The organism is Streptomyces sp. HUAS YS2, from assembly GCF_033343995.1.
Classification (GTDB): Bacteria; Actinomycetota; Actinomycetes; order Streptomycetales; family Streptomycetaceae; genus Streptomyces; species Streptomyces solicathayae.
Genome location: NZ_CP137573.1, coordinates 2935540 through 2954459, shown reverse-complemented (window position 1 = coordinate 2954459; position 18920 = coordinate 2935540). Strand labels below are relative to the sequence as shown.

The following is an 18920-nucleotide window of genomic DNA, read 5'->3' as shown; positions in this document are numbered from 1 at the left end:
CTGGCTCAGTGGTTGACATGCTCGCGGCCAATACTGACCGGTAGGCAACGAGAGGGCTACCGGTCGGTAGCGAGTTTCTGATCAGAAGGCCGCCACGTCCCGGCCCCATGCCCCGCCGCTACGTCACTCGCCCCGCTCGAACCGCAGATAGCGCTCCACGGAACGGGCCAGGACCTCCTCGCCGCCCGACGTGACGACCCGGCCCCACCAGGCGCCGTAGATCCGCTCGAAGCGGTAGCCGGCCAGCAGGTCGGCGGCGGCGCGGACCTTCTGGGGCTGCTCCGGTACGTGGTTGGGGAAGCTGTACATGATGCTCACCCAGCGCGGGTCCGGTCCGACGTTGACCACGTCACCGGTGAACAGCGCGCCGTCGCCCGCGCTCGAGTGCAGCACCGTGCTGCCCGGGAAGTGCACGCCCGGGTTGATCAGCGTCAGCTCGTCCGTCAGCGGCTTCGTCCGCCCGCTCCAGAACTGCAGCGCCGGATCCGGCCGGCCCACCCACTCCCGGTCCGCCTCGTGCAGGTGGACCGGGGCGTCGAAGGCGTGCGCCCACTCCACCATCACCGAGTAGAAGTGCGGGTGGCTGATCGCGATGTGGTCGATGCCGCCGAGTTCCTCGACGCGGCGCACCATCTCGTCGTCCAGGTACGGCACGCAGTCCCACAGCACGTTCCCGGCGGGGGTGCGCAGCAGCAGCGCGCGCTGACCGATCGAGAACTCCGGCGTGACGCCGATGCCGAACACGTCCGGCCCCTGCTCCTCGAACCGCCCGGAGTGCCCCTCGGCCTGCAGCTCCTTGAGCGAGGTCCACCGCTGGCCGCCCGGGGCCACGTACTGCCGCTCGTCCAGGCACACCGGGCAGTCGTCGCGCGGTTCGGCGTACTGGGTGCCGCAGGCGCGGCAGATGGGGTGGGTCATGAACTCCTCCTTCAAGTCGTGCTTCAGGTCGTCGAGGTCAGGCACGCGTGCCCGCGGCCAGCTCGGTGAGGACGTGCGGCCGGCTCGGGCGCCAGCCCAGGTTCTCGAAGGACCGGCGCGCGGACACCACTTGGTGCAGGGCCAGGGCCTCCGCGAACGGGGCCCCGAGCGCCTCCGCGGCCTGCTCCTGCGGCCACGACTCGGCCCGGCCCGTGCCGCCCGCCGCCAGGTCCGCGACCGCCGCGAGCGCGGCGACCGGCACGGCCTCGTCCGCCACGCCGTGCAGCAGGGCGCCCGCCTCGGCCTTGGTCAGGGCGAGCACGTACAGCTCGGCGAGGTCGTCCACGTGCACCATCGGCCAGCGCGTCGTCGCCGAGCCCACGTACCGGCCCGTACCGTGCTCCCGGGCCCAACCGGTCATCATCCCCGGGATGCCGCCCCCCTGGCCGTACACGATGCCGGGGCGGACCACGAGCGCGCGGACGCCGTCACCGGCGGCGTCGAGCACCTGCCGCTCGATCCGCGGCCGGTAGCCGACGAGCGCGACCGGGTCCGTCGCCGCCTCCTCGCCCACCGGGGCGTCGCCGGTGGCGCCCAGCACCCACACGCCGCTGGTGTAGAGGAGCGCCCGGCCGGTGCCGCGCAGCGGCGCGAGCAGCGCGTCGAGCGCGGCGGCGTCCACCGCCTCCTCGCCGGTCGGGGGCGCCAGGTTCACCACCGCGTCCACGTCGTCCGTCACCGCCGCGCGCAGCGACTCCGGATCGGTGAGATCACCGACCTTCACCGGCGCGTCGGGCGCGAGCGCGAGCGCGTCCCGCACCAGCGGGACCACCTCGTGGCCCTCCTGCGTCAGCCGCGCCACCACCGCGGAACCGATGTAGCCGGTGGCTCCAAGGACCAGGACCTTCATGACAACTCCACTGGATCGGACTCCCGTTGACCGCCGACCGATCAACTCGCGGAAACGGTAGGAGCTGAGCCGGGCTCCGCGGATCTGTCGGATGACCGGGGTCGTGGCGCCTAAGTGCCTTAGTCGGCCCGTGAGGAAGCCTTACTCGAGCTCGAGTCCGCCGAGGGCGGCCCGTGAGGTCACGCCGAGCTTGGGGTAGGCGTTGGAGAGGTGGTAGCCGACCGTGCGCGGGCTCAGGAACAGCCGGGCGCCGATGTCCCGGTTGCTCAGACCCGTCGCCGCGAGCCGCACCACCTGAAGCTCCTGCGCGGTCAGCCGGCCCACCGGATCCGGCCCCGCCACGCTCGGCGCCGGAGCCGCGCCGAGCGCCCGCAGCTCGGCACGGGCCCGGTCCGCCCACGCCCGCGCCTGCGTCCGCTCGAACGTCTGCAGCGCCATCGCCAGCGCCTCGCGGGCCGCCGCCCGTCGTTTCGCCCGCCGCAGCCACTCCCCGTGAAGCAGCCGGGTCCGCGCCTCCTCGAACGGCCGGCCGTCCCCGACGTGGGCGTCGAGCGCCCGCTCGTACCACTGCTCCGTCTGCCCCTCGGGGGCGACCAGGGCCCGGCAGCGCAGCTCCACGGCCCGCGCCCACGGCGTCCCGGTCGCGCTCGCCCAACGGGCGAACCGCGTCTGCGCCGGGCGGGCGTCCTCCGCCCGGCCGAGCCGCACGGCCGCCTCCACCTGGTCGGGCAGGCTGTGCCAGGCGAGCATCAGGTGCCGCTGCGGCCCCTCGGTGAGCACCGCGAACCGCCGCAGGGCCGTCTCGTAGCGGCCGAGCCCGAGATCGAGCAGGCCCTGCGCCCGCATCCGCAGGAACGGATTCGGCTCGACGCCGGAGAAAAGACCCCGCGTGGGACCGTCCGGCTCGTTCACGTCCTCCCCGTCGAGCGCGGCGAGCGTCTCCAGTTCGGACCGCAGCAGCCCGGCCAGGTGGTGCTGGCCCGTGTCCAGGGCGATCTCCAGGCCCTCGACCGCCGTCGTGTACGCGTCCCGGTGCCGGCCCAGGAACAGCCGGCAGCGCGCGAGCCGGAGCAGCACCCGCGGCAGCACCCCGACCGCACCCTCCGCGCGGCACTCCTGCTCCAGCGCCACGGCCTCGTCGTGCACCGCGCCGTACTCGCCGAGCAGCATGTCCCAGCCGTGCAGCCGCACCTGCTGGGACAGACCGCGCTCCCGCCGGGTCCGGTTCACGTACGCGGCGAACTCCCGGACCGCCGCCGCGTCCACCCCGTCACCCGCCAGCGCGCCGAGCACCCCGTTCGCGCCCCGGTGCACCGGGCAGTCCCCGAAGTCCAGACCGGCCAGGCGCTCCCGGGTGTCCCGGGCAGCCCCGGCCGGGTCCGGCGCGTCCCACGCCATCGCCGCCGACTCGAACAACAGCCACGCGCCCGTCGCGGGCCGGTCCGCCGTCACCTCCCGGGCCGCCTCGACGAGCAGCACCCGCGCCGGCTCCGCCCGGCCCCTGGCGTGCTCCAGAGCCGCCCGGATACTGGCCGACCGGGCGACGGCGGCCGGAGCGCTCACCGGCCCCGCCTCGTCGGCGAGCGAGGCCGCCAGCTCCACCTGCCCGGCCTCCGCGGCCGCGGCCGCCGCCGCCACCAGCCGGCGGGACCGGGACTCCTGGTCCCCGGTGAGCTGCGCGGCCCGCCGATAGGCGGCGGCGACCGCCGCCCGACCGCCCCGCGCGCGGAACAGCTCCGCGCTGCGCTCCAGTTCGGCGGCGACCCGCTCGTCGTAGCCGATCGTGGCCGCGGCCAGATGCCAGGCCCGGCGGCCCACGTCCCCACCCGCCGGCGCCGCGTCCGCGAGGGCCCGGTGCGCGGCCGTCCGCTGGGCGAGCAGCGCGCCCTGGTAGGCGGCGGCCCGGATCAGCGGGTGACGGAAGACGAACCGGTGCCCGCTCACCCGCACCAGATCCACCGCCTCGGCCGGGCCGAGGTCCCCGGCGCCCGCTCCGAGCCGCCCGGCCGCCGCCATCACCAGGGCCAGGTCGCCGGTGTCGTCCGCCGCCGCGACCGTGAGCAGCGTGCGGGTCGGCGCGGGCAGCGCCCGGATCCGCTCGTCGAAGATCCGCCGCACCCGCCGCGACGCCGGGAGCACGGCGATCTCCCGCTCGTCCACCGGCTCGCTGCCGTCCCGCTGGGCCGGCGTGAGCGCCCCGGCGAGCTCGACCAGGGCCAGCGGATTGCCGCGCGCGAGCCCGAGGACCCGGCCGCGGACCGCCGCGTGCAGGTCCGGCGCGCGGCCGGCGAGCAGCGCCGCACCCTCCTCGTCGCTGAGCGGCCCCAACTGCAGCACCGGAAGCCCCGGGCCGCCGTCGAGGACGGCCGAGCCCTCCCGTACGCCCTCCCGCACTGCGAACACCAGCGCCACCCGCCCCATGCCGAGCCGGCGGGCCGCGAAGAGCAGCGCGTCCACGGTCTCCAGGTCCAGCCAGTGCGCGTCGTCGACGAGCACCACCACCGGGCGCTCCTCGGCCAGCTCCCCGAGCAGCCCGAGCATGGCCGCCCCGACCAGGAACCTGTCCCCGGGCGCCACCGCGCCCGCCGGCTCGACCGCCCCGCGCAGCGCCGCCTGCTGACGCCCCGACAGCCGTCGCGCCCGGTCGAGCGTCCCCCGCAGCAGCACCTGCAGCCCGGCGTACGGCAGCGCCGCCTCCGACTCCACCCCGGCGCACCGCAGCAGCGTGACCTCGCCCGCGCGTTCCCCGACCCGTTCGAGCAGCGCGGTCTTGCCCGCCCCCGCCTCGCCCCGGACCACGACGGCGCCGCCCCGGCCTTCCGCCGCGTCCGCGAGCAGCCGCTCCAGCACGGCGAGTTCCCGCCCCCGGCCGCTCAGGCCCTCCTCCGTCATCCGTGTCCCCCCGATCCCCCGAATGTTCCCCCGAACATCGTGTCGATCATCGTTTCATCCGGGGAAGCCGACAGGCCCCCGGCGGGTGCCGGGGGCCTGTCGGGGGGTGACTACGGGGCGGGGGATCAGAGACCGGGACCGCGCACCGGGATGTGCGTGAACGTCGGCTCGGGCGCCGGATTCTGGAAGAAGTCGTTGCCCTTGTCGTCCACCACGATGAACGCCGGGAAGTCCTCGACCTCGATCTTCCAGACCGCCTCCATGCCGAGCTCCTCGTACTCGACGACCTCGACCTTCTTGATGCAGTCCTGGGCCAGGCGGGCCGCCGGGCCGCCGATGGAGCCGAGGTAGAAGCCACCGTGCTCGCCGCACGCGTCCGTGACCTGCTTGCTGCGGTTGCCCTTGGCCAGCATGACCTTCGAGCCGCCCGCGGCCTGGAACTGCTCCACGTACGAGTCCATGCGGCCGGCCGTCGTCGGGCCGAAGGAGCCGGAGGCGTAGCCCTCGGGGGTCTTGGCCGGGCCGGCGTAGTAGACCGGGTGGTCCTTCAGGTACTGCGGCATCTCCTCGCCCGCGTCCAGCCGCTCCTTGATCTTGGCGTGCGCGATGTCGCGCGCCACGACCAGCGGGCCGGTCAGCGAGAGGCGGGTCTTGACCGGGTACTTGGTCAGCTCGGCGAGGATCTCGTCCATCGGCTGGTTGAGGTCGATCTTCACGACGTCGGAGGACTCGTCGAGATGCTCGTCCGTCGTCTCCGGCAGGAAGCGCGCCGGGTCGGTCTCCAGCTGCTCCAGGAACACGCCCTCGGCGGTGATCTTCGCGACGGCCTGGCGGTCGGCCGAGCAGGAGACGGCGATCGCGACCGGCAGCGAGGCGCCGTGGCGGGGGAGCCGGACCACGCGCACGTCGTGGCAGAAGTACTTGCCGCCGAACTGCGCGCCGATGCCGATCTTCTGCGTCAGCTCGAAGACCTTCTCCTCCAGCTCCTTGTCCCGGAAGCCGTGGCCGGTCTCGGCCGAGCCCTCGGTGGGCAGCTCGTCCAGGTAGTGCGCGGAGGCGTACTTCGCGGTCTTCAGCGCGAACTCGGCGGACGTGCCGCCGACCACGATCGCCAGGTGGTACGGCGGGCAGGCCGCCGTCCCGAGCGAGCGGATCTTCTCCTCCAGGAACTTCATCATGGAGGCCTCGTTCAGGACCGCCTTGGTCTCCTGGTAGAGGAAGGACTTGTTGGCCGAGCCGCCGCCCTTGGCCATGAAGAGGAACTTGTACGCGCCGCCGTCGGTCGCGTACAGCTCGATCTGCGCGGGCAGGTTCGAGCCGGTGTTCTTCTCCTCCCACATGGTGACCGGGGCCATCTGCGAGTACCGCAGGTTGAGCTTCGTGTACGCGTCGTAGATGCCCTTGGACAGGGCCTCCTCGTCGCGGCCCGAGGTCAGCACGTTCTGGCCGCGCTTGCCCATGACGATCGCGGTGCCGGTGTCCTGGCACATGGGCAGCACGCCCGCCGCGGCGATGTTCGCGTTCTTCAGGAGGTCGAGCGCGACGAACTTGTCGTTGCTCGACGCCTCCGGGTCGTCGATGATCTTCCGCAGCTGCGCGAGGTGCGCCGGGCGCAGGTAGTGCTGGATGTCGTGGATGGCCTCGGCGGCCAGCTTGCGCAGCGCCTCCGGGTCGACCTTGAGGAACGTACGGCCGTCGGCCTCGAAGGTCGAGACGCCTTCGGCGGTCACCAGGCGGTAGGGCGTGGTGTCCTCCCCCAGGGGGAGCAGATCGGAGTACGCGAACTCTGGCATGACGGGGCCATTCCTCACTCGGCAGACAGCAGCGCGCCGCCTCCGTTGGCGGCCGCGCCCTCCAGGGTAGGACGAGGGCGCGGCCCCGCTCCTGTGAGGTAAGGCTCACTAGGACGCGGGACCGCGCCGGAATGGCGTATTCGGTCCTACGACACCGACGCCGTCAGCCGGTACGGGTTGGCCCACAGCGGCGAGGTGCGCCGGGTCTCCACGACCAGCTCCCAGACACCGGCGCCCGGCTTGGCATACGTACGGCTCTTCGGGTCGCAGCCGTTGCCGTCGAGGTAGTCGTTGTAGCAGTAGATCGTGCCGGCGGCGGAGGTCTCACCGGAGACGCCGGTCGGCCGGAAGGCCCACCAGCGGGTCTGGCTGCCCGCTTCGAGGCCGTCCATCGAGACGGTCAGCGCCTCCGCCCCGGCGGGGACGGCCACGGTGTAGTGGATCGTGTTGTTCCGGTACGAGACGCCGGTCACGGTCACCGGGGTGCCCGCCGCGAGCGGGGTCGCCGCCTCGACGGCCAGCAGCGTGGCGTGGTCGGCGGCCCGGGTGGCCTCGTTGTCGAAGGTCAGCACGGCGGAGTGGATGCCCTGGGCACCGGGCTCGGCGGTCACCTTCACGACTGCCGGGACGCCCTTCTCCAGGACCACCGAGGACGGCACGGTGAAGGTCCCGTCGTTCCCCTTGAGCCCGACCGCGTACGCGACCGGCCCCTCGGCCCCGCTCGTCCGCGTCACGGTCAGTTCGTACGCCCGCTCCTCACCGACCGCCTGGCCGCCGGCGCCGGGGGCGCAGCTGTTGAAGAGGCCGCTGCCGCGGTGCGGGGTGACCAGCTTGTCCGAGAGCGCGGTGCAGACGGGGGCGGAGACGGTGATGGCGTCACCGTCGGCCTTGCCCTTGCCCAGGACCGACCAGGACTTCGGTACGTCGATCTGGCCGCGGCCCTGAGCGATCGCGTCGACCTTGCCGTTCCAGCGGGCGCCGGTGTGGATCGCGGAGCGCAGCTCGGCGGGCGACGCGGACACTCCGGCCTGGCGGGCGGCGGACAGGAGCAGCGCGCCCGCGCCGGTGGCCTGCGGGGACGACATGGAGGTGCCGTTCATCATCGAGTAACCGGGCGGCAGCCGGTAGCCGGTCTCGGGCACGAAGGCGGGTGCGATCCAGTCGGGCGTGGTGGAGACGGCCGCGCCGGGGGCGGTGATGTCGGGCTTGAAGCCGCCGTCCTCGCGGGGCCCGCGCGAGGAGAACGGGAAGATGCCCTGGTCGTCCTTGACCTCGGAGCCGTAGTTCGCCCACCAGGTGTCGGCGGACACGGCCGCGCCGACGCTGACGACCTTGTCGGCGGCGGTCGGGTCGCCGACGGTGTTGGTGCCGGCGCCGGAGTTGCCGGCCGAGATGAAGAGCTGGACGCCGGTGGAGTCGATCAGCCGGTTGTAGACGAGGGAACGGGCGCTCTGCCCGTCGTTGAACTCGGGACTCGAACCGATCGACATGTTGATCACGTCCACGCCGTACTTCGTGGCGAGGTCGATCATGCCGTCGGTCAGCGCGGCGGAGGAGCAGCCCAGGCTGTGGCAGGCCTTCATCGAGACCAGCTTGGCCCCGGGGGCCTGCCCGTCCATGGCCCCGCCGAACATGCCGTGCGCGGCGGTGATACCGGCGACGTGGGTGCCGTGCGCCTCGGTGATGACGTTGACGTTCACCCCGAGCGTGGTGGCCCCGATCTTCTTCCACTGCACGGTGAACGGAACCCGCTCGTTGACCGCGGTGCCCGGATCGTCGATGCCGAGGTACCCGACCTGACGCTCAGCCCCGAACCGCCGCATCAGCTGCTCGTCGGTGAAATCGAAGTCCCCGTCCGTATCGACCCAGATCGCCCCGTCGGAGTCGCGGAACAGCACGCCCAGCTTCTGCTGCTTGCCGCCGGGCATGGCGATCGCCTTGTACTGGACGCGCAGTCCGGGGCTGTCCGGAGCGGTCCAGGTCTCGCCGCCGGGGGAGACGACCGCCGGGCCGGCCTGCAGCTTGCCCATCAGGAACCAGCTGCTGTCGAAGAGCAGGTCGATGAAGTTGTTCGGGTCGGTGCCGGTGACGGTCTCGACGAGCTTGTCCTCGCCGGTCGTGGTCTTCGCCAGCGCGGGGTGCGTCGGGTCGATGCCGGTGTCCATCACGCCGATGGTGACGCCCCGGCCGTCGTACGTGGGGTGGTCGCGCTTGAAGTCGGTGGAGCCGGTCTCGCGGGTCGGCATGTACGGGTTGTCGTCGGCGGTCGCCGCGGACGGCGCGGCGGGAAGGGCCGCCGCCGTGGCGAGCGGTGCGGCTCCAGCCTGCTCACCGTCGACGCGGGTGTCCTCGACCTTCAGCAGCTCGTCGAGGTCCACGGCGACGACGTCGTCGATGGCCGCGACCCGCTCGACGAGGTCGAACGGCACGTTGGCCTTGACGTAGCCGACCGAGGCGTCGGTACGGAGCGCGTCGACACCGAGCCCGGCGAGCGCCCGCTCGACCTCGGCGGCCCGGCCGTCGCGGACGGCGATCAGCAGGGTGGCGTGGTCCACCGCCTTCGCACTGCGGGCGGCGCCGTACTGCCGCTCGTACTGAGCGAGCAGCGCCCGGTCGTGGGCGCCCAGCTTGTCGACCGGGGCGGGGTCGACGGCCTGCGCCGCAGGCGCGACGGACAACGCCAAGGAGGCGGCGGCCAGGGCAAGCGCGGTGGATATAGCGGTGGTTCTCGTGCGGGACATGGGTGTCCTTCCGGCGTCCGGGAGAGCGAACGGAACGAAACGGTGCCACGCGTTCCACCCCCCGATCCCCGCCCGGACCTGGCGGTTTGACGACGTGTCGTAAACCCGACAGGGGACTTCCACCCCGCACGAATGCGCGCGCGGCGTGCGCGGCGGACGCCCACGCACATGCGCCCACTTGGGCGCGGCGGACAGCCACGGACATGCGCCCACGGGGCGCGGCGGAAACCCACCCAAATGCCCGGGACACGCATGGACGGGAGTGGGGGACGTGGAGGGGGTCGCGTTCGGGACGTAGAGCGTGATTTGTGGCGCACGGGAAGCGCTTCGCGCTCAAGGCACCCGAACGCGCCGTAAATCATGCAGTCCCGAATGCGACCCCCGGAACGGCCCCCACGGCACCGACCACGACGGCACCGACCACGACGGCACCGACCCCCGAGGCACCGACCCCCGAGGCACCGACCACCAACACCACCGCACCGCGCCCAGGCGCGCCCCGCGTCAGACCCACCCGTGCCGCGCCGCGTGCCAGCCGAGTTGGAGGCGGCTACGGGCGCCGGCCAAGGCCAGGAGGCGGCGGACGCGACGCTGGACCGTGCGCATGCTGACGCCGAGTTGGGAGCCGATGGCCTGGTCCGTGTACCCGTTGAGCAGCAGCGTCAGCAGCTGCCGGTCGTCCGCGGTGAGCGGCCCGTCGACCACCGAGGCGAGCGCGGCCGGCACCGGCAGGGCCGACTCCCACACCTGGTGGAAGATCCACGCCAGCGCGTCGATCAGCGGCGAGGAGCGCAACACCGTCGCCACCGGCGGCGTCGGCGGGTCCAGCGGCACGACGAGCGCCGCGCGCCGGTCCGCGACGACCAGCTTCATCGGCACCCCGAACGCGACTCGCATCTCCTCGCCCAGCGACGCCCAGTGCTCCAACAGTGGTGGTGTCTCGGCGTCCTCCAGGTCCAGCACGTCCCGGTCGTACACGACGCGGTACCGCACCCCGGCCCGCATCGCCTCCCGCTGGCCGGTGTTGGCCCCGGCGGGCACCGCGATCACCGGGTGGGAGACCAGCGTGAGGATCTCCTCCCGGGCCGAGCGCTGGATCAGCCGGTACCGCTCCGCGATTGCCTCCCCGCCCGTCACGACCTCCAGAGCCCCGGCCCCGTATCCGTACCCGGCCCCATACCCGGCCCCCGCCCCGTACCCGGCCCCCGCCGCCCCGCCGTCACCCGGCCCCCGGGCCGAGTGCGCGAACGCGAGCTGCGCCTCGCGGAGTTCGTCGAGCCGGCGCAGTACGAGCGTGTTGAGCGCGACCTCGGGCGGCACGGGCCGCGCGTCGGCCGGACCGACGAGCCCACGATCGGCCAACCCCTGCAACGCGGAGGAGACTTCGGCCTCCGTCAGCCCGGTGCGCCCGGCGATGCCGGCCTCGTCCGCACCCGCCAGAAGCGCGGTGTAGACGCGCTCCTGTGTGTCCCCGATCCCCAGCCGTCGCAACGCCCCGAGCACGCCCACCACCCTTCACTCACGCCCCTCCCACCCTGCATCGAAACCGTGCCGGTCCGCACGGTGCGTGCCGAGGCGACTTCCCGCCGTGGCTGCAACCCGCCACCGGGGCGCGGCAGTACGAAGACTGCGCGGACGCGCCGCCGCCGCGCCCCCTAGTCGCGATCTATCGCGTTTCGCTAGGCTGAGTCCGTGGACCTCGAAAAGCAGCCCCAGAAGCAGCCGGCCACTCCCGCCGAGCCCAAGGCCGCCGAACCGGCTCGCCCCGAGCCGGCCGTCGCCGAACCGGCCGTCGCCACCGGCCCGGGCGCGCTGCGGGCCTCCGACGCCGACCGGGACCGGATCGCGGACATCCTGCGGGACGCCCTCGCCGAGGGCCGGATCGACGCGGAGGAGCACGGCGAGCGGATCGACGCCGTCTACCGGGCCAAGACCGTGGGTGAACTGGAGCCGCTCGTACGGGACCTGCCCGCCCCGACCCCGACCCGCACCGAGGCCGCCGAGCCGTACGCGTACGGCCCCGACGACAGCGCCGTCCCCGCCGAGAACATGGTCGCGGTCTTCTCCAGCACCACCCGCAAGGGCCGTTGGCGGGTGGGCCGCAGGACGAACGCCTTCGCGCTCTTCGGCAACATCGAGATCGACCTGACCGAGGCGATCTTCGCCCAGCGGCTCACCACCATCGACGCCACCTCGATCTTCGGCAACGTCGAGGTGCACGTGCCGGAGAACATCACGCTGCGCGGCAACGGCACCGGCGTCTTCGGCAACTTCGAGGTCCGCACCCTGGAGGCGGCCGACCCCGAGGCCCCGGTCGTCGTCGTGAACGGCTACTCGGTGTTCGGTAACGTCGAGGCCCGCCCCAAGCGCGGCAAGCTCATCGCCGACCTGCACGACAGGCTGCGCAAGCACCTCGGCCACTGAGTGAACCGAGTGACCGGATTGCGCCAACGGCTTTCCGCAGATCGGAACTCGGTGCCACTCAGTGCATAGGCGCGCGCACAGCGGGTAGGGCTGCTGCATCGTCTCTCGCTCGCGAAGCCGTCGTCAGGAGTAGACCGTGCTGCATCTGCCGCATCAGCCCCTCCAGGTCGCCGCCGTTCCGCCCCAGCGTGCTCCCGCGCGGGAGGACGAGGCCGGACCGTGGCACGCGGAGGCGGTGTGCCGCCGGGACGAGGCCGGACTGTTCTTCGCGCCGTCCAAGGAGCCGACGGCCGCCCGGCTGTCCCGTGAGGAGGCCGCGAAGCGGGTCTGTGCCCGCTGCCCCGTGATGGTCGAGTGCCGGGAGCACGCGCTGCTCCAGCCCGAGCCGTACGGCGTGTGGGGCGGGCTCACGGCCGCCGAGCGCCGGGTCGTGCTCGCCCGCCGCCGGCGCCGCGAGGTCGAGCTCCGCAAGGCCGCCTCGGCCGACCGGATCGCCAAGGCCGGCTGACGGGTCCTTCGCCCGTACGGGAAGGGGCGCCCCCACCGCACATGGGGGCGCCCCTCTTCGTACCGTCGACGGCCCAGCCGTCTCGTCGGGCTACTTCGCCCGGTCGAAGTCGATCTTGCTGTACGCGCGCAGCTTCGAGAGCCGGTGCGTGGAGTCGATCTGCCGGATCGTGCCGGACTTCGAGCGCATGACCAGCGACTGCGTGGTCGCGGTCTCGGCGCGGTAGCGGACGCCGCGCAGCAGCTCGCCGTCGGTGATGCCGGTGGCGACGAAGAACACGTTGTCGCCGGAGACCAGGTCGTTCGTGGACAGCACGCGGTCCAGGTCGTGACCGGCGTCCAGGGCGCGCTGGCGCTCGGCGTCGTCCTTCGGCCACAGCTTGCCCTGGATCACGCCGCCGAGGCACTTGATCGCGCAGGCGGAGATGATGCCCTCGGGGGTGCCGCCGATGCCCATGAGCATGTCGACGCCGGTGCCCTCACGGACCGCCATGATCGAACCGGCGACGTCGCCGTCCGAGATGAACTTGATCCGGGCGCCGGTCTCGCGGATCTCCTTGACGATGCCCTCGTGGCGGGGGCGGTCCAGGATGACGACCGTGATGTCCTCGGGGGAGGAGTTCTTGGCCTTGGCGACCCGCCGGATGTTCACCGAGACGGGCGCGTCGATGTCGACGAAGTCCGCCGCCTCGGGGCCGGTGACCAGCTTGTCCATGTAGAACACCGCGGACGGGTCGAACATGGTGCCGCGGTCCGCGGCGGCCAGCACGGCGATCGCGTTCGGCATGCCCTTGGCGTTGAGCGTGGTGCCGTCGATCGGGTCCACGGCGATGTCGACCTCGGCACCGGTGCCGTCGCCGACCCGCTCGCCGTTGAAGAGCATGGGGGCTTCGTCCTTCTCGCCCTCGCCGATGACGACGACGCCGTCCATCGACACGGTCGAGATCAGGGTCCGCATGGCGTTGACCGCCGCGCCGTCCGCGCCGATCTTGTCACCGCGGCCGACCCAGCGGCCGGCGGCCATGGCGGCCGCCTCGGTGACGCGGACCAGTTCGAGGGCGAGGTTGCGGTCGGGGGCCTCGGGGGAGACCTCCAGCTCGGGCGGCAGCGAGTGATGCTCGGTCATCGGAGCGCACCTTTCTGTACGGCGACGGCCGGGATAAAGAGGGTGCTGCGACTCTATCGGTACGTCGACAAATTGAGCAGAGGGGCCCACGTATGAGCACAACACCATGATGCGACCATGGTGGGCGTGGCAGGTATGCGAGGCAGGCAGACAGTACGCGGGATGTTCCAGTCGCTCGCGGTGATCATGGTCGCCGCGGGCGTGATGTATCTCTTCATCCCGCACGACGAGAACGCGAGCCCGGTGGAGGCCAAGGACTACCGGGTGGAGCTGCTGACGGCGCAGCGCGCGGCGCCGTACCCGGTGCTGGCGCCGGAGGGGCTCGGCAAGGACTGGAAGGCGACGGTCGTCTCGTACAAGCGCGAGCAGCACGACGCCTGGCAGCTCGGCTTCCTCGACCCGGACACGCAGTACGTGGCGATCCACCAGTCGACGGCGGACCCGGCGAAGTACGTCCCGGACGTCACCCAGGACGCGAAGAGCTCCGGGAAGACGCGGACGGTGGCCGGCCAGGTCTGGCAGCTCTGGGAGGGCCCGCGGTACGACGCCCTGGTACGGACCTCCGGCGGCGCGACGACGGTCGTGACCGGCACGGCGTCCTTCGACCGCCTGGCGGAGATGGCCGGCGCGCTGCAGTCGAAGAAGGCGTAGCGGATACGGCAAGGCCCCCGGCACTGTGAGTGCCGGGGGCCTTGCCGTGCCGTACCGGTCAGACGGTCGTGATGACGTCCTCGAAGGCCAGACGCGGCGAACGCGGACTGTGCCTTCCCGGGGGGTGACCCCCGGACCCCCAGCCCGGGGGTGGCGTGCCGCCCGTCAGGATCAGACGGTCGTGATGACGTCCTCGAAGGCCAGACGCGGCGAACGCGGGAACCAGGCGTCCTCGCCCGGCTTGCCGATGTTGACGACCATCAGCGGGGTGTGGTCGTCGTCCAGGAACTCCTTCTGGAGGCCGGCGAAGTCCAGGCCGGTCATCGGGCCGGCGGCCAGGCCGGCGGCGCGGACGCCGACTATGAAGTACGCGGCCTGGAGGGCGGCGTTCAGGAGCGCGGAGCCCTCACGGACCGGGCGCTCGGCGAAGAACATGTCCTTGGCCTGCGGGAAGTGCGGGAGCAGCGCCGGGAGCTCCTCGTGGAACTCGTTGTCGGCGGACAGGATCGCGACCAGCGGGGCGGCGGCGGTCTTGGCCTGGTTGCCCTCGGCCATGTGCTTCACCAGGCGCTCGCGGGCCTCGGGGGAGCGGACCAGGGTGACGCGCAGCGGGGACTGGTTGAAGGCGGTGGGCCCGAACTTGACGAGGTCGTAGATCGCCTGGACCTGCTCGTCGGTCACCGGCTCGTCGGTGAACGTGTTGGCGGTGCGGGCCTCACGGAAGAGGAGGTCCTGGGCGGCGGGGTCAAGAACGAGGGACATTTCGTACCTTCCGGACGTGCAGGGGGTGAAGCGGTGTCCTCAAGGTACGACCCTATTTGGTTAATTTTCAACTAAACGAAGCGGATAGTGATCCGTTTCACAGGTTTCCGGTGGAAAGATCTCAGTCCTCGTCGGCCATATCCGTCGTCTCCGCCCGGTCGCCGGGGGCCGCGAGGGCCGCGTCGAGGCGGGCGCGGGCGCCTTCGAGCCAGCGCCTGCACACCTTCGCGAGTTCCTCGCCCCGCTCCCAGAGCGCGAGGGACTCCTCCAGGGTCGTACCGCCTGCCTCAAGGCGCCGCACGACCTCGATCAGCTCGTCGCGCGCCTGCTCGTACCCGAGCGCTGCCTGCTCGTCCGTAGTGGCTGCCATGGAATCCACCCTATGCATCAGGTCCGACAAAGATCATTGACGTCGCGCTCACGACTCGGCGGCCACGCGCCGCACCGCGAACTCGCCCTCCGACACCCTGGCCCGCAGTTCCTCGCCCTCCGCGACCTCCTCGGGGGAGCGGACCACCGCCCCGTCGGCCCGCTGGAGCACCGCGTACCCGCGCTCCATCGTGGCCGCGGGCGACAGCGAGCGGACCCGTGCCCGGGTGTGGATGAGCTCCGAATCGGCGCGGTCGAGCAGATGGCCGAGGACCCGCCTGCTCCGGGCGAGCTGCGCGTCCAGCTCGGCCTCGCGCTGGTCCACCATCCGCTGCGGGTGCTCCATGACGGGCCGGGCGAGCGCGTGCGCGAGCCCGCGCTCCTCGCGGTCGAGCAGGCCGCGGACGGTGCGCAGGGCCCGGTCCCGCAGGCCCTGGACGCGGTCCAGCTCCTCGCCGACGTCCGGGACGACCTTTTTCGCGGCGTCCGTGGGCGTGGCGGCCCGCAGGTCGGCGACGAGGTCGAGGAGCGGCGAGTCGGGTTCGTGGCCGATCGCGGACACCACGGGCGTACGGCAGTCCGCCACGGCCCGGATCAGCTGCTCGTCCGAGAACGGCAGCAGATCTTCCACGCTGCCGCCGCCGCGGGCCACGATGATCACGTCGACGTGCCCGTGGTCGTCGAGCTCCTTGACGGCCTGGACGACCTGGGTCACGGCGTGCACGCCCTGCACGGCGACGTTCCGCACCTCGAAGCGGACGGCCGGCCAGCGGCGCCGGGCGACCTCGAGCACGTCCCGCTCGGCGGCGGAGGCGCGGCCGCAGACCAGCCCGACGAGCTGCGGCAGGAAGGGCAGCGGCTTCTTCCGCTCGACCGCGAAGAGACCCTCGGCGCCGAGGCTCCGCTTGAGCTGTTCGAGGCGGATCAGCAGCTCGCCGACGCCGACCGGCCGTATCTCCACGGCCCGCAGCGACAGCTGCCCGCGCGGGGCGTACCACTCGGGCTTGGCGTGCAGGACGACCCGGGCGCCCTCCGAGACGACGTCGGCGACGGCGTCGAAGACCTGGCGGTAGCAGGTGACGGAGACGGAGATGTCGTGCGACGGGTCCCGCAGCGTCAGGAACACGACTCCGGCGCCGGGCCGCCGCGACAGCTGCGTGATCTGTCCCTCGACCCACACCGCACCGAGCCGGTCGATCCACCCCCCGATCAGCCGGGAGACCTCGCCGACGGGCAGCGGCGCTTCGGCAGACGTAGTCAGAGCCATGCGCCGAGCGTAGTGTCCGCCGCCGACACCGCCCCCCATCCGTGGGCCGAATCAGGACTGGTTCGTCGCCCCCTGCACCGCGAGCACCACAAGCCCCACGCCGAACCAGATGACGCCCACCACCTGCGCCGCCACCGCCGCCTCGACGATCACCGCGATCAGGATCGCCGCGCCGACCACCGGGGCCACCACGTGCCGGAGCCAGTGCGGCGGGCCCTCCATCCGCCGGACCGCGAACCAGCCCACCACGCTCGCGTGCAGCAGCACGAACGCCGTGAGCGCGCCGATGTCGACCACCGAGACCAGATGGTCCAGGCCGTCGTCGCTGCGGGCCGCCCACAGCGCCGCCGCCATCGTCACCGTCGCCGAGACCAGCAGTGCCACCCGCGGCACGCCGCCGTCGGTCCGGCCGAGGACGTGCGGCAGCCGGTGCTCGCGACCCATCGCGAACAGCAGCCGCCCGCCGGCCGCCTGTCCGGCCAGCGCCGCGAACGCCGCGCCGATCGCCTTGCTCACCGCCACCAGGTCGTGCAGCCATGTCCCCACGGAGGCGTCCACGGCGTCGTAGAAGGCCGTTCCCTGCCGCGCCGGGTCCAGCGCCAGTTCCGTCGACGACACCGGCGAGAGCAGCGCCACCAGGTACGTCTGGGCCACGAACAGCACGCCCGCCAGCGCCAGGCAGAACAGCACCGCCCGTGCCACCTTCGCCGAGCCCCCGGTGACCTCCTCCGCGAAGCTCGCGATCGCGTCGAAGCCGAGGTACGACAGCACCGCCACCGACACCGCACCCACCACGGCGCTCAGCGAGAACGTGGTGTCCCCGGTCAGCGGCGACCACCAGTCGCGCTGCGCCCCGTCCCGTGCGAGCGCGACGATCGCGGACGCGATGAACACCACCAGCACCACGATCTCCAGCGCGAGCACCGCGAGGCCGACCCGGGCCGCCGCCCGTACGCCCCACAGGTTGAGCAGCGTCGTGATCACGACCGCGAGTCCGGTCCACACCCACCGGTCCACCTCGGGGACCAGCGCCTCCATCGCGATGCCCGCGAAGAGGTACGCGACCGCCGGGATCAGCAGGTAGTCGAGCATCGCCATCCAGCCGGCGATGAACCCGGGGCCGTCCCCGAGCCCCTTGCGGGCGTACGTGAACACCGACCCGGCCAGCGGCGCGACGCGGACCATCTGGGCGTAGCTGAAGGCGGTGAACGCCATGGCGATCGTCGCGACGACGTACACCAGCGCGACGGCGCCGTGCGACTTCGCGTCGAGGGTGCCGAAGACGCCGACCGGCGCCATGGGCGCGATGAAAAGCAGTCCGTAGACGACAAGGTCCCGGAACCCGAGGTTCCGCCGCAGTCCTGTATGCGCCGCAATCTGCGCTTCCTCGGCCATGCGCACAGTCTCTGGCACGGGATCCGCCGACGGCCGTTGCGACGCGGGCCGCTGCGACGCGGGCCGCTCACGGCCTGCTCCCGGCCCGGCCCCTTCCCGGCCCGGCCTTACGATGGGACGCATGACTGCAACGCCCGCGTCGTCGCCCGCGTCCACCCGCCCGAAGCGTGTCCTGCTCGCCGCCCCGCGCGGCTACTGCGCGGGCGTGGACCGTGCCGTGATCGCCGTCGAGAAGGCCCTGGAGCAGTACGGGGCGCCGGTCTACGTCCGGCACGAGATCGTGCACAACAAGTACGTCGTGCAGACCCTGGAGCGGAAGGGCGCGATCTTCGTCGACCAGGCGACCGAGGTGCCGCCGGGCAACATCGTGATGTTCTCCGCGCACGGCGTCGCGCCGACCGTCCACGAGGAGGCCCGCCAGGGCCGGCTCGCGACCATCGACGCCACCTGCCCGCTGGTGACGAAGGTGCACAAGGAAGCCGTCCGGTTCGCCAAGGAGGACTTCGACATCCTCCTGATCGGCCACGAGGGCCACGAGGAGGTCATCGGCACCTCCGGCGAGGCCCCCGACCACATCCAGCTGGTCGACGGCCCGGACGACGTGGCGAAGATCGAGGTCCGCGACCCGTCGCGGGTCGTCTGGCTCTCCCAGACCACGCTCTCGGTCGACGAGACCATGGAGACGGTGGACGCGCTCAAGGAGAAGTTCCCGCAGCTGATCTCCCCGCCGTCCGACGACATCTGCTACGCCACGCAGAACCGCCAGATGGCGATCAAGGAGCTGGCCGGGCAGGCCGAGCTGGTCATCGTCGTGGGCTCGAAGAACTCCTCGAACTCGATCCGCATGGTCGAGGTCGCCAAGCAGGCCGGGGTCCCGGCCGCGTACCTGGTCGACTTCGCGAGCGAGATCGACGAGGCGTGGCTGGAGGGCGTGACCAGCGTCGGCCTGTCCTCGGGCGCGTCCGTGCCGGACATCCTGGTGCAGGAGGTCCTGGAGTGGCTGGCGGAGCGCGGTTACGCGGACGTCGAGATCGTGAAGACGGCTGACGAGTCGCTGACCTTCTCCCTCCCGAAGGAGCTGCGCCGCGACCTGCGCGCGGAGGCCGCGGAACTCGTCAAGGAGTAACGCCGGGCATCGGCCCGCCCCTGCCCCTACCGTGGACTT

General features: G+C 72.5%; 15 protein-coding genes. 4 read left to right on the top strand and 11 right to left on the bottom strand.

The window, feature by feature from the left end; all coding sequences use genetic code 11:
* Window positions 1–123: 123 nt before the first annotated feature.
* From R2D22_RS13275 to R2D22_RS13250, 6 genes are all read right to left on the bottom strand, one after another.
* On the bottom strand, window positions 124–918 hold the full coding sequence (locus tag R2D22_RS13275) for an MBL fold metallo-hydrolase (protein ID WP_318103340.1): 795 nt from the start codon (window positions 916–918) through the stop codon (window positions 124–126).
* A 37-nt stretch (window positions 919–955) separates the two neighbouring features.
* On the bottom strand, window positions 956–1828 hold the full coding sequence (locus tag R2D22_RS13270; protein WP_318103339.1) for an NAD-dependent epimerase/dehydratase family protein: 873 nt from the start codon (window positions 1826–1828) through the stop codon (window positions 956–958).
* 141 nt (window positions 1829–1969) lie between these two features.
* Complete coding sequence (locus R2D22_RS13265; protein WP_318103338.1) at window positions 1970–4720, bottom strand: ATP-binding protein; 2751 nt, start codon at window positions 4718–4720, stop codon at window positions 1970–1972.
* A gap of 125 nt (window positions 4721–4845) precedes the next feature.
* Window positions 4846–6513 (bottom strand): fumarate hydratase, encoded by a 1668-nt coding sequence (locus R2D22_RS13260; protein ID WP_318103337.1) that lies wholly within the window; start codon window positions 6511–6513, stop codon window positions 4846–4848.
* 146 nt (window positions 6514–6659) lie between these two features.
* Window positions 6660–9254, bottom strand: coding sequence for a S8 family serine peptidase (locus R2D22_RS13255; RefSeq protein WP_318103336.1), 2595 nt, complete (start codon window positions 9252–9254; stop codon window positions 6660–6662).
* A gap of 504 nt (window positions 9255–9758) precedes the next feature.
* Complete coding sequence (locus R2D22_RS13250; protein ID WP_318103335.1) at window positions 9759–10757, bottom strand: LuxR C-terminal-related transcriptional regulator; 999 nt, start codon at window positions 10755–10757, stop codon at window positions 9759–9761.
* Between the two features lie 189 nt (window positions 10758–10946).
* Here R2D22_RS13250 and R2D22_RS13245 point away from each other — a divergent pair, with 189 nt between their 5' ends.
* Window positions 10947–11678 (top strand): DUF1707 SHOCT-like domain-containing protein, encoded by a 732-nt coding sequence (locus R2D22_RS13245; protein ID WP_318103334.1) that lies wholly within the window; start codon window positions 10947–10949, stop codon window positions 11676–11678.
* 136 nt (window positions 11679–11814) lie between these two features.
* On the top strand, window positions 11815–12186 hold the full coding sequence (locus R2D22_RS13240; RefSeq protein ID WP_318103333.1) for a WhiB family transcriptional regulator: 372 nt from the start codon (window positions 11815–11817) through the stop codon (window positions 12184–12186).
* 90 nt (window positions 12187–12276) lie between these two features.
* Here R2D22_RS13240 and glpX read toward each other — a convergent pair whose 3' ends face one another.
* Entirely contained in the window at window positions 12277–13311 is a 1035-nt protein-coding gene (gene glpX, locus R2D22_RS13235; protein WP_318103332.1) for a class II fructose-bisphosphatase, read from the bottom strand.
* Window positions 13312–13428: 117 nt separating this feature from the next.
* Here glpX and R2D22_RS13230 point away from each other — a divergent pair, with 117 nt between their 5' ends.
* Window positions 13429–13962, top strand: a complete 534-nt coding sequence (locus tag R2D22_RS13230) for a DUF4245 domain-containing protein (RefSeq protein WP_411977015.1) — start codon at window positions 13429–13431, stop codon at window positions 13960–13962.
* A gap of 171 nt (window positions 13963–14133) precedes the next feature.
* Here the strand turns inward: R2D22_RS13230 and R2D22_RS13225 are convergent, their stop codons facing one another.
* The 4 genes from R2D22_RS13225 to R2D22_RS13210 form a co-directional block, all read right to left on the bottom strand.
* On the bottom strand, window positions 14134–14724 hold the full coding sequence (locus tag R2D22_RS13225; protein WP_318103330.1) for a malonic semialdehyde reductase: 591 nt from the start codon (window positions 14722–14724) through the stop codon (window positions 14134–14136).
* A gap of 121 nt (window positions 14725–14845) precedes the next feature.
* Window positions 14846–15094 carry an exodeoxyribonuclease VII small subunit gene (locus R2D22_RS13220; RefSeq protein WP_318103329.1) on the bottom strand — a complete coding sequence of 83 codons (249 nt, stop codon included), beginning with the start codon at window positions 15092–15094 and terminating at the stop codon, window positions 14846–14848.
* A 48-nt stretch (window positions 15095–15142) separates the two neighbouring features.
* A complete protein-coding gene (gene xseA, locus R2D22_RS13215) occupies window positions 15143–16360 on the bottom strand; it encodes an exodeoxyribonuclease VII large subunit (RefSeq protein WP_318103328.1) in 1218 nt (405 codons plus the stop codon).
* A 51-nt stretch (window positions 16361–16411) separates the two neighbouring features.
* Entirely contained in the window at window positions 16412–17755 is a 1344-nt protein-coding gene (locus R2D22_RS13210; protein WP_318103327.1) for an APC family permease, read from the bottom strand.
* 112 nt (window positions 17756–17867) lie between these two features.
* Here R2D22_RS13210 and R2D22_RS13205 point away from each other — a divergent pair, with 112 nt between their 5' ends.
* Complete coding sequence (locus R2D22_RS13205) at window positions 17868–18881, top strand: 4-hydroxy-3-methylbut-2-enyl diphosphate reductase (RefSeq protein WP_318103326.1); 1014 nt, start codon at window positions 17868–17870, stop codon at window positions 18879–18881.
* Window positions 18882–18920 lie beyond the last annotated feature (39 nt).

Excerpts from the sequence above, each read along its gene's own strand:
- R2D22_RS13220 (WP_318103329.1), bottom strand. The coding sequence starts at position 15,094 with ATGGCAGCCACTACGGACGAGCAGGCAGCGCTCGGGTACGAGCAGGCG.
- R2D22_RS13230 (WP_411977015.1), top strand. The coding sequence starts at position 13,429 with ATGGTGGGCGTGGCAGGTATGCGAGGCAGGCAGACAGTACGCGGGATG.
- R2D22_RS13265 (WP_318103338.1), bottom strand. The coding sequence starts at position 4,720 with ATGACGGAGGAGGGCCTGAGCGGCCGGGGGCGGGAACTCGCCGTGCTG.
- R2D22_RS13270 (WP_318103339.1), bottom strand. The coding sequence starts at position 1,828 with ATGAAGGTCCTGGTCCTTGGAGCCACCGGCTACATCGGTTCCGCGGTG.
- R2D22_RS13260 (WP_318103337.1), bottom strand. The coding sequence starts at position 6,513 with ATGCCAGAGTTCGCGTACTCCGATCTGCTCCCCCTGGGGGAGGACACC.
- R2D22_RS13210 (WP_318103327.1), bottom strand. The coding sequence starts at position 17,755 with ATGGCCGAGGAAGCGCAGATTGCGGCGCATACAGGACTGCGGCGGAAC.
- R2D22_RS13275 (WP_318103340.1), bottom strand. The coding sequence starts at position 918 with ATGACCCACCCCATCTGCCGCGCCTGCGGCACCCAGTACGCCGAACCG.
- glpX (WP_318103332.1), bottom strand. The coding sequence starts at position 13,311 with ATGACCGAGCATCACTCGCTGCCGCCCGAGCTGGAGGTCTCCCCCGAG.
- R2D22_RS13205 (WP_318103326.1), top strand. The coding sequence starts at position 17,868 with ATGGGACGCATGACTGCAACGCCCGCGTCGTCGCCCGCGTCCACCCGC.
- R2D22_RS13225 (WP_318103330.1), bottom strand. The coding sequence starts at position 14,724 with ATGTCCCTCGTTCTTGACCCCGCCGCCCAGGACCTCCTCTTCCGTGAG.
- R2D22_RS13255 (WP_318103336.1), bottom strand. The coding sequence starts at position 9,254 with ATGTCCCGCACGAGAACCACCGCTATATCCACCGCGCTTGCCCTGGCC.
- xseA (WP_318103328.1), bottom strand. The coding sequence starts at position 16,360 with ATGGCTCTGACTACGTCTGCCGAAGCGCCGCTGCCCGTCGGCGAGGTC.